This is a genomic window from Paenibacillus sp. FSL W8-1187 (assembly GCF_037965485.1).
In the GTDB taxonomy this organism is placed as follows: domain Bacteria; phylum Bacillota; class Bacilli; order Paenibacillales; family Paenibacillaceae; genus Paenibacillus_O; species Paenibacillus_O pasadenensis.
In genome coordinates this window covers 1,834,493-1,847,372 of the sequence record NZ_CP150181.1, presented here as the reverse complement: position 1 = coordinate 1,847,372, position 12,880 = coordinate 1,834,493, and the positions used below count along the sequence as shown (strand labels likewise).

Below are 12,880 nucleotides of genomic sequence, written 5' to 3'. Positions count from 1 at the left end.
TCCTCCGCTAGATCGTCGTGGAATGGAGCTCGCGGTAGGAGGCGGACGCGATCCGATTGTCCGCGTCGAGGACGATGACCTTGGGGACGTAGCCGCGGGCTTCCTCCTCGGCCATCATCGCGTAGGACATGATGATGACGAGGTCGCCGGGCTGCGCGTGCCGAGCGGCGGCGCCGTTCAGGCAGATGACGCCGGAGCCCCTCGGGCCGGGGATGACGTAGGTTTCGAGGCGGGCGCCGTTGTTGATGTTGACGACCTGCACCTTTTCGTTTTCCCAGATGTCGGTCGCATCGAGCAGGTCCTGGTCGATCGTGATGCTGCCGACATAGTGGAGGTTCGCCTCGGTGACGGCGGCGCGGTGGATTTTGGATTTGTGGATTTCTCTGAACATAAGGACACTCTCCTCTTGGGAATGGTAGCGATCGGTTCGGGAGTTCGGACGCAGCGCGGTCGGAGGCCGCAGGAGCGAGGGCACCGCCTTTCGTCAAGAGTGGATGGAAGCTCGCCGGCGAAACGGCTCGAAGGAAGTCGTGATGGGGGGAATGAGCGGAGATGCGTCGCGCGCCGCGGGGACGCGCTGCAGGAGAAAAGGACCGGCATGCCGCAAGGCACGGGAACAAGCGAGGCAAGGCTGCCCGCCGCCTTGGTCCAATCTCCTGATTCTCCTCTTTGTCAAAGAGCTAAAATTGTCTATTTCACCTAAATACTAGAGGATATAGGGAAGCGGCGACAGGGAGAAAAGTGCTTGGGCACCGGGGGACTTTTCTATTCCAACTGCGCCTGTGGGAAATGAAAAAGCCTTGCGGGATGCCGTTTCCGGCCCGCAAGGCTCCTCTTTTGACCGCTCGAGACGGACGCGCTTCAAGGCGTCAGCTCTGCTCGATCAGCTCGATCCATTCGTTATATTCCGTCTGCAGCTTGGAATATTCCGTACGCAGCAGCTCGAATTCCGTGCGCAGCTTGTCGTAGGCCGTCGTCAGCCGCTCGTTGTCGCGCTGCAGCTCGCCGAGATCCTGGCGGCTGTCCGTGCGCTCCTCCTCCAGCTGACGCATCGCATCCTCCAGACGCTCGACCGCGCTGCCGGAGACGGCGGCCTCCCGATGCGCGAGCTCCAGCTGTCGCCGCAGCTCCTCCTCGGCCTCGGCGCGGTCCGCCTCCAGCCGGGACTGCTGCTCGAGCCGCTCCTGCTGCTCGGCGACGAGACGGCTCAGGCGCTCGCGCTCGGCGGCCGCCTCGTCCAGCTGCCGCTGCCAGTCCCGCTCGGACTGCTCGCGCAGCGCCTCGGCCTGGCCTGTCATCTCGGACAGGCGGCGCTCCAGCGCTTCCCGGGCAGCCTCGGCTGCGGCCAGCCGCTCCCGCAGGGCGGCCTCGGCCTCGTCGCGGGAAGCGACCGCTTCCTGCAGGCGGCTCGCCGTCTCGCGCAGCCGGTCATCCAGCTCCGCCGTCCGCTGCCGGGACAGCTCCAGCTCCTCCTGCGTCGAGCGCAGCAGCCGCTGGGATTCTCCGAGCAGCCGGCCGCGGGCCTCCTCCTGCTCCATGACGAGCATCAGATGCTCCTCGGCATCCGCGATCCGCTTGGACCAGTCGTCGCGAGCCTCAGCCAGCTCGCGACGGGCGGCGTCGCGCTCCTGCTCCAGGCCGGACCGCTCCCGGGCCCACTGCTCGCCTTGCCCGGCGAGACGGCTCTGCGCCTCCTCCGCCCGGCCGGCCTCGCCGGCCGCTCGCTCCTCCAGCTCGCGCAGACGCTCCGCGCCGCCGACGCGCTCGGCCTCGGCTGCAGCGCGAAGCCGCTCCAGCTCCTGCGCATGGGCGGCAGCGAGCCGCTCGCGCTCCTGCGCATGGGCGGCGGCGAGCCGCTCGCGCTCCTCCTGCGCGGCAAGCTGCGCGAGCTTCAGCTCCTCGCCCGCCTCGCGGCGCAGCCGCTCCGCCTCCTCGGCGGCGGACGCCTGCAGCGCCTCCGCGCGCCGCTCGGCCGCGCGCACCTGCTCGGCCGCCTCGGCCTGCGCCTGCTCGCGCGCATGGCCGATCTCGCCGGCCGCCCGCTCCAGCGCCTCGCGGAGCTCGCTCGCGGCCGCCTCGCGCTCGGCGGCGGACGCCGCGCGCAGCCGCTCCAGCTCCGCCTCCAGCGCGGCGGCGCGGCCGGCCTGCGCCTCCAGCTCGCGGCGCGACGCCTCGAGCTGCTCCTCGGCAAGGCCGAGCCGCTCGCGCGCTTCGGCCTCGCCGCGCTCCAGCGCCTCGGCCCGCTCTCCGGCCTCGGCGAACAGCCGCTCCGCCTCCTCGCGTCCGGTCCGCTCGGCGGCAAGCTTCAGCTCAAGCCGGCTGCCGCGCTCGCGCTCGGCCTGCAGCTGCTGCCGCTCGGCCTCCAGCTCCTGCTGGCGCTCCTGCAATTGCTGCCGCTCGGCCTCCAGCGCCTGCTGCTGCTCCTGGCGCAGCTCCTGCAGCACTTGCAGCTGCTCCTGCTGCAGCTCTTGCAGCTGCCGCTGCTGCTCCTGGCGCTGCTGCTGCAGCCGCTGCTCCAGCGCGGCGAGCTGCTGGCGAGCCTCCTCCAGCGCGGAAGCGCTCTCCGTCAGCTGCGACTGGAGCTCAGCCTCCGTCGCCTGCGCCAGCTCCAGCGCTTCGGCGAGCTGAAGCTCCTGCTCCGCGCGCAGCCGCTCCAGCTCGCCGCGATGCTCGGCCTCGCGGCCGGCAAGCGCGCCCTCGAGCTCCGCCCGCTGCTGCAGGCGAAGCTCGGCGAGGCTGCGCTCGCCCTGCTGCCGCGCCGCGAGCAGCTGCTCCTCCAGCTCGCCGACGCGCAGCAGATGACGAGCCTCGAGCGTCTCGAGCTCCGCCCGCTTCGATTCCAGCAGCGCCGCGCGTTCCTGCTCGCGCTCCCGGCACTCGGCCTCGTACAGCTGCTCCAGCTCCGCCCGCTCGCGCTCGCGCGCCTCGGCCTCGCCGGCATGCAGCGCCTGAAGCTCATGGATGCGCTCCAGCAAGCGCTCCTCCAGCTCCGCGAGCTGGACGGCGAACGCTTCCTCGCGCGCGGCCAGCTCGGCCGCATGCGCCGCCGCGAGCTCCGCCCGCTCGCGCTCGAAGACGCCGGCCGCCTCGGCGCGCTCCTCCTCGAGCCGGCGCTCCAGCTCCGCGCGGCTCTCCTCCAGCTGCACCGCCAGCCGGCGCCGCTCCGTCTCGAGCTGCTCGCGGGCGGCGGCCTTTTCCGCCTCATGACGCCGCTCCGCCTCCGCCATCGCCTCGGCAAGCCGCGACTCGCGCTCGTTCGCCTCCGCCTCGTAGAGCCGTTCCCACTCCTGCCGCTCCGCTTCAAGCATCTGCGCGGCCTCGGCGCGCTCCGCCTCATGCCGGCGCTCCAGCTCCTCGGCGCGGACGCGGTTCTCCTCGATCAGGCGCTCTCTTTCCTCCCGCCAGCGCCGCTCGAGCTCGGCCGCCGTCTCGGCGCTTTGGCGCTCCAGCCGCTGCGCCTCCTCCTTGACGGCCTCCTGCACGGCGGCCAGCCGCTCCTCGGCCTCGGCGCGCAGCGCGGCTTCCGCCGCCTCGCGCTCGCCGAGCAGCCGCTCCAGCTCCTCCGCCGCCCGCCGCTCGGACCGCGCGAGCTCCTCGCGCGCCTGCTCCGTCGCGGCCTGCGCCTTGTCCAGCTCGCCCATGAGCGTCTTGCGGATGCTCTGCTCCTCCTTGAGCAGCTCGCTGTCCTGCCGCAAGCGGAATACGTCCTCCGCCATATGCACGGCCGCAAGCACCGCCAGCCTCGGCATGTCCAGCCGCGGGTAGCCCTTGGCCAGCTTGTGCATGTTCTCGTCGACGACCTGCGCGACCCGGCGGATATAATCCGAGCTGCTATGACCCGTCAACCGGTATTGATGTCCGTATATATCGACCGTTACTCTCAAGCGATCGGCTTCCTTCAAGGCGGTATCCTCCCGTTGCTCGTTGAGCTGCTCTCCTGCTGCCCGTCTATTTCGATCGCCCGTCTCAGGGCGTCAAGATCCATGTGGATAAGAACGATCCAGAGGGCCTTCCGGCTTCGCCGCGCCCCTCCAGACAAGGAAAAGCCGCATCGGCAGCTCCCTCGCGGGATTACTTCGATGCGGCTTCCTGCGTTTCCTGCCTATTTCCTTAATTCCGCGGAGAAAGATTGCTCCAGCGCGGCGACCGCCGCGGCATGCGCCGCCGCGACCTCCTCGTCGGTCAGCGTGCGCTCCGCATGGCGGTACACGAGCGCCAGCGCGACGCTCTTGCGGCCGGCGCCAAGCTTCTCTCCGGTGTAGACGTCGAACACCCGCACCGACTCCAGCAGCTCGCCGGCCGCCTCGCGGACGGCGGCGGCCAGCGCGGCCGCCGGCACCGTCTCGTCGACCGTCACCGCGATGTCGCGGTCGGCCGCCGGATAGCGCGGCAGCGTGCGGTAGACGATCGAGCGGTCGGCCGCATCGTACAGCGCGCCCAGCTCCAGCTCGGCGACGAAGACGTCGTCAAGGCCGAGCTCCAGCTGCAGCTCCGGATGAAGCTGGCCGACGTAGCCGATCGTCTCCGCTCCGCGCTCGCCGTCCAGCTTGACGGCGGCCGTGCGGCCCGGATGCAGGCCGGACGGAGCGGCGGCCTCGTAGGAGACCGATCCGCTCAGGCCGAGCGCGGCGAAGATCGTCTCCAGCACGCCTTTAGCATCGTAGAAGTCGGCCTTCTCCGCCTTGCGGTTCCACGCGGCGGAGCGGCTCGCTCCGGTCAGCAGCAGCGCGAAGCGATGCTTCTCCTGCGGCAGACGCGTCAGCGTCTCCTCGTCGGTGTGGAACACCGTGCCGATCTCGAACAGCGCGAGATCGTGGTTTTTGCGATTGCGGTTGTACGCCGCCGTCTCCAGCAGCTGCGGCAGCAGCGACGTGCGCAGCACGCTGCGCTCCTCGCTCATCGGCATCGCCAGGCGGATCGGCTTCGCGTCCTGAGCGAGGTCCGGGAACAGCCCCGCCCGCTCCGGCGCCGTGAACGAGTAGCTGATGACCTCGTGCAGGCCGGCGTCCGACAAGCGGCGGCGCAGCTCGCGGCGCACCGCCTGCGGCGCGGTCAGCGAGCCCGGCGTCGTCTCGCCGACGATCGGCGTCGCCTTGATGTTGTCGTAGCCGTACAGGCGGGCGATCTCCTCGATCAGGTCGACGTCGCGGGAGATGTCCCCGCGGCGCGTCGGCACCTGCACGGTGATCGACCCGTCGCCGACCTCGGAGTCGAAGCCGAGGCGGCCGAAGATCGCCTGCGCCTCCAGCTTGGAGATGTCCGCGCCCAGATAGCCGGAGATCCGCTCCAGCGACACCTCGATGACGGCCGGCTCGTACGTGCGCGCCACGTCCTCGGCGATGCCGTCGGTGACGAGGCCGCTGCCGAGCTTCGCGATCAGCGAAGCCGCGCGGTCGAGCGCCGGGATGACGCGCGCCGGATCGACTTCCTTCTCGAAGCGCAGGCTCGCCTCCGAGCGCAGGCCGAGCTGGCGGGACGTGCGCCGCACGACGGAGCCGTCGAACTTGGCGGATTCGAGGATGACGTTCGTCGTATCGCCGTCCACCTCGGAGTTCGCGCCGCCCATGACGCCGGCAAGGCCGATCGCCTTCTCGCCGTCGGCGATGACGAGCATATGCGGCTGCAGCTTGCGCAGCTGGCCGTCCAGCGTCTCCAGCTCCTCGCCTTCGCGGGCGAAGCGCACGACGATGCTGCCGCCGGCGACGCGGTCCGCGTCGAACGCATGGAGCGGCTGGCCGTATTCCAGCATGACGTAGTTCGTCACGTCGACGATGTTGTTGATCGGCCGGATGCCGGCCGCCATCAGCCGGTTCTGCAGCCAGAGCGGCGACGGCGCGACCTGCACGCCGCGGATGTAGCGGGCGCTGTAGTGCGCGCACGCCTCGCGGGCGTCGATGCGCACGGACAGGCGGTCCGCCGTCTTGTCCGCCGCGCCGAACACGGCGCTCTCCGGCAGCTTGACCGGACGGCCCGTGAGCGCGCCGATCTCGTAGGCGACGCCGAGGTAGCTGAGCGCGTCCGAGCGGTTCGGCGTCAGATCGAGCTCCAGCACATGGGCGCCGAGGTCGAGCACGTCGACGATCGGCCGGCCGAGCTCCAGCTTCGGCAGGACGAGGATGCCCTCCTGCAGCTCCTTCGGCAGCAGCTTGTCGTTCAGCCCGAGCTCGCGCGCGGAGCAGATCATGCCCTGCGACTCGACGCCGCGCAGCTTGGCGCGCTTGATCGCGAGGCCGCCCGGCAGCTTCGCGCCGACGGTCGCGACCGGCACATGCTGGCCGGCGTCCACGTTGGCCGCGCCGCAGACGATCTGCAGGTCCTCGCCGGCGCCGACGTCGACCTTGCAGACGTTCAGCTTGTCGGCGTCGGGATGCTTCGTCTTTTCCTTGACGTAGCCGACGACAACGCCGCTTACGCCTTTATCCATCGCCTCGACGGCGTCGATCTCGATGCCGCCGGACGTCATCTTCTCCGCGATCTCCTGCGGCGTCAGCCCTTCGAGGCTGATGTAGTCCGCCAGCCAGTTCGTCGATATTTTCATGGCGCTAGTCCCCTCTCTTTCCTTACATCCGCTCGAACTGGCTCAGGAAGCGCAGGTCGCCCGCGTAGAAATGGCGGATGTCGTCGATGCCGTATTTGAGCAGCGCGATCCGCTCGATGCCCATGCCGAAGGCGAAGCCGGTCACTTCCTCCGGATCGTAGCCGCCGGCCTCGAGCACCTTGGGATGCACCATGCCGCAGCCGAGAATCTCGAGCCAGCCGGTCTGCTTGCACATCCGGCAGCCGCTGCCGCCGCACTGCGAGCAGGTGACGTCGACCTCGGCGCTCGGCTCGGTGAACGGGAAGAAGCTCGGGCGCAGGCGGATGCGCGCCTGCTTGCCGAACATCTCCTGCACGAACTGCAGCAGCGTGCCCTTCAGGTCGCTCATGCGGATGCCTTTGCCGACGACGAGCCCCTCGACCTGGTTGAACTGGAACGAGTGCGTCGCGTCGTCGTCGTCGCGGCGGTACACCTTGCCGGGGCAGATGACCTTGAGCGGCGACTTGCCGTTCATCGCCTTCATCGCGCGGATCTGTACGGGCGACGTCTGCGTGCGCATGAGGATCTCGTCGGTGATGTAGAACGAGTCCTGCATGTCGCGGGCCGGGTGGTCCTTGGGCAGGTTGAGCGCCTCGAAGTTGTAGTAGTCGGTCTCGACCTCGGGACCTTCGGCGATCGTGTAGCCGAGGCCGATGAAGATGTCCTCGATCTCCTGCGCGACCTTGTTCAGCGGATGGACCGCTCCGGTCGGCAGCGCGCTGCCGGGCAGCGTCACGTCGATCGTCTCCGAGCGCAGCCGCAGCTCGGTCTCGGCGCGCCGGTAAGCCGCCGCCTTTTCCTCGATGACGGCCTCGATCGCCCCGCGCACGCGGTTGGCGACCTCGCCGACGGCCGGACGCTCCTCGGCGCTCAGCGCGCCCATGCCGCGCAGAATTTCGGTGAGCGCGCCTTTTTTGCCCAAATACTTGATGCGAAGCTCGCCGAGCTCCTGCGGTCCGGCGACTCCTTGCAGCTCCTGCAGCGCTTCCGCCTGCAAAGCCTCCAAACGTTCCTTCATCGCTAACGCCTCCTTCGGACTTGGCTCCGGCTGCCGCCGCAAGCCGCTGTGAAAAAACAAAAAGGCCCTTTCTCCGCTAGGGACGAAAGGACCGTGGTACCACCCTGATTCCAGCCGCTGGGCGGGGCATCTCCTGGAGGCGGAAAACCCGCCGGAAAAGCCGCTCGTCCCTAGCGCGGATGCGCCGGGCTGCTTGAAGGCCGGATAACGGACGGCTGCCCGCGAGCCCCTACAGGCGTCCTCGCGGACGCGTTCAAGGCTCGAGCTCCGGAGTGAATTCGGCCGGCTGGCTGCCGGGGACCGCTCTCAATCGGCGGCGGTCCCTCCCTGTCGGGCCAGGCATGGCGTACTGGTCTCCATCGATGCTGGTGGATATCTTGGCTCATTATATCCAGAGCGAATGGAAAATGCAACTGAAGGGGCTCCGTCCGCCCGGCATCGGCAGCCGGCGGCTGCAGCGCGGCAGCCGCCGCTTCAGGTCCGGCGGACGATTCGGCAGGCAAGGCCGCACGGCCGGGCCCGGCCGCCTGCTCAGCCCTTCGAGCCGCCGCGGCGCGTGAACGCCGCGATGACGGCGACGACGCCGAGCGCCAGCGCGATGATCGAGAGGATCAGCGGCAGGCTGTCTTTCTCGGCAGCCGGCGCAAGCGGCTGATCGACAGCCGGAGCGTCGCTGGCAGCCGGAGCGGCGGACGCCTCCGGAGCAGCCGATGCGGCTGGAGCCGAGCTCGGAGCCGGGCTCGCTTCGGCCGCGCCGTGGCCATGGCCGTCGCTCTCGGCCTCGCCGGCGCCTACGGCCGTGACCGGACCCGGATAGTCGGCGTCCGGCGCGCCGATCCACTCGACGACGCTGCTGTCGCTGTACGTCTGGTAAGCCTTCCACTTGAGCTCGGTCGCGTCCGCCTCTACCTTGCCCGACAGCTTGAACTCGGTAAAGTTCTCGACGGCCAGTCCCTGGCCTTCTTCCGCCGTCCAGGTGATGCGTTCGATCTTGCCGTCGGCCGAGCGCTCGAGCTCGGTCTTCCAGCCGGGCTGCGGCTGCGTGCGGGTGATGTTCACGCCCTCCGGTACGCGCACGGCGACCGCGGTCGTCAGCACGTCCTTCTTCTCGCTCGGCACCCGCACCGTGAACACCTCATACGAGTTCTGAGCGACCTCCTTGGGCCATACCGTCACATGGGCGCTCGCCATGCCGGCCATCAGGAACAGCGACAGCGCGGCGAGCAGAGCCGCGACGCTCCCTTTGCTGCGGGACAGCGCGCTTTTGCGGCGTTGATTCATGTCTTGTTTCCTCCTGTCGGACTGTTGTGCTGGTCCGTGATTTTCTTTTACAAGTATAGGATCGCCGCAGGCAATGGACATGACCCGAAAGGGCTATGATCTTGACAAAAATGAGGACGACGGCCGATCCGCCATCCGCTCGGGAAGGTGGGACCGGCCGCCGTGCGGACCGCCCTCTCGCCGACTCAGCCTCCGCCTGCGCCGCGGTCCATGAGCCCGTTCTCGTAGGCGTAGCGCGCGAGCTGGACCCGGTTGTCGAGATGCAGCTTCTGCAGGATGTTCTTGAGATGGTTCTTGACCGTATTCTCCGAAATGCCGAGCGCAGCCGCCGCCTCGCGATTGGAGTCGCCGCGCGCGACTCGCTCGAGGATCTCCTTCTCGCGCTCGGTGAGCGGAGACAGCGTCGACGCCGCCGTCCGCGGAGCGGAAGGGATCGCCGTCCGCGGGTCCGCGGACGCGGAGGCCCGCCCTCCCGGCAGGAATTCCTGCAGGATGCGCGTCGCCAGCTCCCGGCTCATCGGCGCCTGGTCGAGCGAGACGGCCCGCAAGTAATCGAGCCAGGCGGACGGGGACAGGTTTTTGAGCAGATAGCCCTGGGCTCCCCGCTTGATCGCCTCGAACAGGTCGGCGATATCGTCGGACACCGTCACCATGACGATCTTGACGGACGGCAGCGACGCCTTGATGCGGGACGTCGCCTCCAGCCCTCCGACGCCCGGCATGCGGATGTCCATCAGGATGAGGTCCGGCTGCAGCTCTTCGGCGCGCGCGACCGCCTCCTCGCCTCCCGACGCCTCTCCGGCGATCTCGAAGAAAGGGTCCTCCGAGACGATCATCCTCATTCCTTCGCGCCCATGCGGATGGTCGTCGACCAGCAGCACCCGCACCGGGTCGTTCCGTTCGGCAGCATTCATCGTCTTTCCTCCTCGATGTTCATGGCTTCAACTTGGCGTCAGACGGCTGGCGCATGATTTCGACGGACGTGCCTGTCTCCAGGTCGGAGCGGGGGCTCTGGAACCGGAAGCTCCAGCCCGCGCCTTCCGCGCGGTCGCGCATCATGCGCACGCCGTAATGGCCCTTGGCCGATTCGGCTCCCGGCGAAGCGCCGAGCCCGTCGTCGGCGACGACGCAGCGAAAGCCGTCCGCTCCGACCTGCCGGCAGGCGACGCTCACGAGCGAGGCGGAGGCATGCTTGCGCACGTTCATGAGCGCCTCGCGCACGATCGCGAGCAGCTCGACCTTTTCGCGGCTCGTCAGCAGCAGGTCGGGCAGCTGCCAGTCGATCTCCGTGCTCGTCCCCGACTCCTCCAGCTCGGCCGCGGCATCCTGCAGCGGCTGCAGCCACGGCATGCCGCTCTCCGCCGCCGTATCCGCCGAGCGCAGGCTGGCGATCGCCTCCCGCACGTCCTCGTACACATGGCGCACCGTGCCGCGGATCTGCTCGCTCGCCTGCTTGACCTCCTCGGGCGACTCCGCCCGGTCGAGCCGATCGAGCTTGACCGACAGCAGGAACAGCGACTGCGAGATGCCGTCGTGCAGCTCGCGGGCCATCTGATCCCTTTCCTGGACGGCCGCCTTCACCGCCTGCTCGCGCCGCAGCTGCTCCTGCACGTTCTCAAGCATGGCGAACAGCTTGGAGAGCAGCGTCACCGTGACGAGAAAAACGAGGATCGGACTGATGACGTTGCCCGTGTCCATCGACACGTACGGCAGCAGGAACGTATGGCGGGCATATTCCCATGCCGCCGTCAGGACGGTCGGCGTCCAGAGGATGAGCCTTTTGATCGTGCTTGCTTTCATCTCGTCCGTCTCCCCCTCCTCGGCCGGCCTGCCGGCTCCTCTCGCAGCTCCTGTCGCCGCTCGTCAGTAATTGCGGAAGCTCAAGCGTTCGACCCGCTCGTCGTCGTTCGGGTCCATGACGCGGACCTCGGCCGTCCAGCGGCCCGCGAACGGAAGATACGTGCCCTTGGCCCGGTAGGCCGTCTTGGTGTAGCCTTCGAACGTGCTGATCTCGTCGTCCTTGAACGGCTCCAGCGGAATCTCGATCGCGCCGAGCTCCGGCTTGTCTTCGGACATGAGGCGCAGCTGGACCGACTTCGGATCGCCCAGGCTCTTGTGCATCCAGATGCGGACCGTGAACTCGTTGTCTCCCGGCACGTTCGGCGCGATCCGGATCGACGTATGCATCTCGCTGCCCATCTTGTGCCAGCCGACCGGCTCGTTGGCCGGAAGCGGGCTGATGTAGGTGAAGATGCCGACGATGACGAGAATGAGCGCCATCAGCGCGCCGTCGGCCTTGAGCAGCGCGCCGCCCGGGAAGCCAGACCGCTTCATGCGGACGCGGATCAGGAAGCCGGCTCCCGCCACGAGCACGACCAGCCCGGTCTTGACAAGCAGCAGGATGCCCCAAGGCGTCAGCAGCAAATACTCGGGCTTGGTCATGTACAGGAGCGTCAAGCCGATGCCCGTCAGCGTCAGCGCCACGATGCTGATCCAGGCCATGCGCGAGAAGCTGGCGGCGAAGCGTCCGGCTTCCTTGCGCTCCGCCTGCCAGAGGACGAACAGCAGCATGAGGCCGCCCGCCCACAGCGCCGCGAAGGCGAGATGGACGTAATCGAGCGAGAGCGCCGCCCAGCGCGGCGCGGCAGCGGCCGCATGGCCGCTCCACGCCTCCGTCGCGAGCAGCGGCAGCGCCCAGACGAAGCGCAGCGCGCTTCGGCCCGCCGGCAGCGCGAGGCCGGCAAAGGCGAGCAGCAGCAGCGCCAGATAGCTCTGTCCGACGGCCGTAGCCGTGAACAGCCGGCTCCATTCGGACGCCGGCTGGCCGATCATGAGCTGCTGCGTCTCGACGAAGACGTAGAGCAGCGCGGCGAGCACGAGCGCCTGCTGCGGCAGCCGCTCGAGCCGTCCGCGCAGCGGCTCGGGGATGCGGGACCAGCCTTGCCGGTACAGCAGCGGCCAGAGCGCCGCTCCGGCGGCCAGCATGAGCGCCGCGTAGTACAGGAAGCGCACGGCGTACAGGATCAGGCTGGCCGTCGTCAGCCCGCCTTCTTCGTGGCCGGCGTGGCCGAGCTGGGCATGGACGTCGAACGTCGAGGCGTCCCGCGCGGCGGGCGGGTCTCCGACGACGAAGACGTAGGAGCCGCCGACCGGATGGCCGTCCTCGGAAATGATGCGGTAGCTGACCGTATAGACGCCCTCGCCCAGCTTGGGCAGCGGCAAGGTCAGCGTCAGCCCGTCCTCGCTGAGCTTCGCCCGCTCGGCGGTGACGGGGTCGGAGCTGCCGTCCAGCACCTCGAGCGCGCCGACCGCGCCTTCGATGCGCTCGTTGAACACGAGCCGCACCTCGGCGGGCGCGGCTTCGAGCCGCGAGCCCGCTGCCGGGCTCGCTTCGAGCAGCGACGCGTGCGCCGCCGCCTGCTGCGGCGCGCCGAGCAGCAGCGCGAGCAGCGTCAGCACGCCGAGCAGCGCGGCGTTGAGGCGCCGCAGCGTCAGGCGCGCGGCGCGCGGGGAGGCGCCGGGCCGCCGGTGCGATGCTGGCCGCGGCCGCTTGGCGGCGGCTGCGGCGCGGTGGCCAGGCGCCAGTAGGCGCGGAGCCGAGGCGCGGTGGCCGGCCGCCAGGGGGCGCAGAGCCGAGGCGCGGTGGCCGGGCGCCGGGGGGCGCGGCGCCGAGGCGCGAGGCCGATGGAGCGCCTCTGGCCGAGGCCGCTTTGCGGCGAGCTCGGTCTCGTGCGAGGTTTGAGACTGCTTCCGCGCCGTTGCCGCTCGTATGGCGTCCGGTGGGAATTCGTTGCGTGAGTTGGCGTTCATGCGCTCGGGGGCACTTCCTTTCGTTCCTTCCTCTCGCCCTCTAGTTTACTTGATGGGCTCCATCTCGACCAATCCGGTTTGTGAACATTTGGGGAAGGCCCGGCAATTCCGGGCGTTCTGCCATCCTCGCACCCGAGTTACTCGGTTTTTCCGCGCAACTCCCTCCGTTTCTCCTCCTGCACGCCCGAGTTACT

General features: G+C 69.1%; 8 protein-coding genes. All 8 read right to left on the bottom strand.

The window, feature by feature from the left end:
• Window positions 1-7: 7 nt before the first annotated feature.
• Window positions 8-391, bottom strand: coding sequence for an aspartate 1-decarboxylase (panD, locus tag NYE40_RS08030; protein WP_028599895.1), 384 nt, complete (start codon window positions 389-391; stop codon window positions 8-10).
• Between the two features lie 478 nt (window positions 392-869).
• On the bottom strand, window positions 870-3,902 hold the full coding sequence (locus tag NYE40_RS08025) for a hypothetical protein (protein ID WP_339279755.1): 3,033 nt from the start codon (window positions 3,900-3,902) through the stop codon (window positions 870-872).
• Window positions 3,903-4,102: 200 nt separating this feature from the next.
• On the bottom strand, window positions 4,103-6,538 hold the full coding sequence (gene pheT, locus NYE40_RS08020; protein WP_339279754.1) for a phenylalanine--tRNA ligase subunit beta: 2,436 nt from the start codon (window positions 6,536-6,538) through the stop codon (window positions 4,103-4,105).
• Window positions 6,539-6,560: 22 nt separating this feature from the next.
• Window positions 6,561-7,595, bottom strand: coding sequence for a phenylalanine--tRNA ligase subunit alpha (gene pheS, locus NYE40_RS08015; RefSeq protein WP_339279753.1), 1,035 nt, complete (start codon window positions 7,593-7,595; stop codon window positions 6,561-6,563).
• Between the two features lie 531 nt (window positions 7,596-8,126).
• The gene (locus NYE40_RS08010) at window positions 8,127-8,876 is read right to left on the bottom strand and encodes a YcnI family protein (protein ID WP_339279752.1); all 750 of its coding nucleotides are present in this window, start codon (window positions 8,874-8,876) and stop codon (window positions 8,127-8,129) included.
• 185 nt (window positions 8,877-9,061) lie between these two features.
• Window positions 9,062-9,790: a response regulator transcription factor gene (locus NYE40_RS08005; protein WP_028599899.1), complete on the bottom strand. Its 729-nt coding sequence runs from the start codon at window positions 9,788-9,790 to the stop codon at window positions 9,062-9,064.
• 19 nt (window positions 9,791-9,809) lie between these two features.
• The gene (locus NYE40_RS08000) at window positions 9,810-10,676 is read right to left on the bottom strand and encodes a histidine kinase (protein ID WP_339279751.1); all 867 of its coding nucleotides are present in this window, start codon (window positions 10,674-10,676) and stop codon (window positions 9,810-9,812) included.
• A gap of 63 nt (window positions 10,677-10,739) precedes the next feature.
• A complete protein-coding gene (locus tag NYE40_RS07995) occupies window positions 10,740-12,686 on the bottom strand; it encodes a copper resistance protein CopC (RefSeq protein WP_339279750.1) in 1,947 nt (648 codons plus the stop codon).
• Window positions 12,687-12,880: the final 194 nt, after the last annotated feature.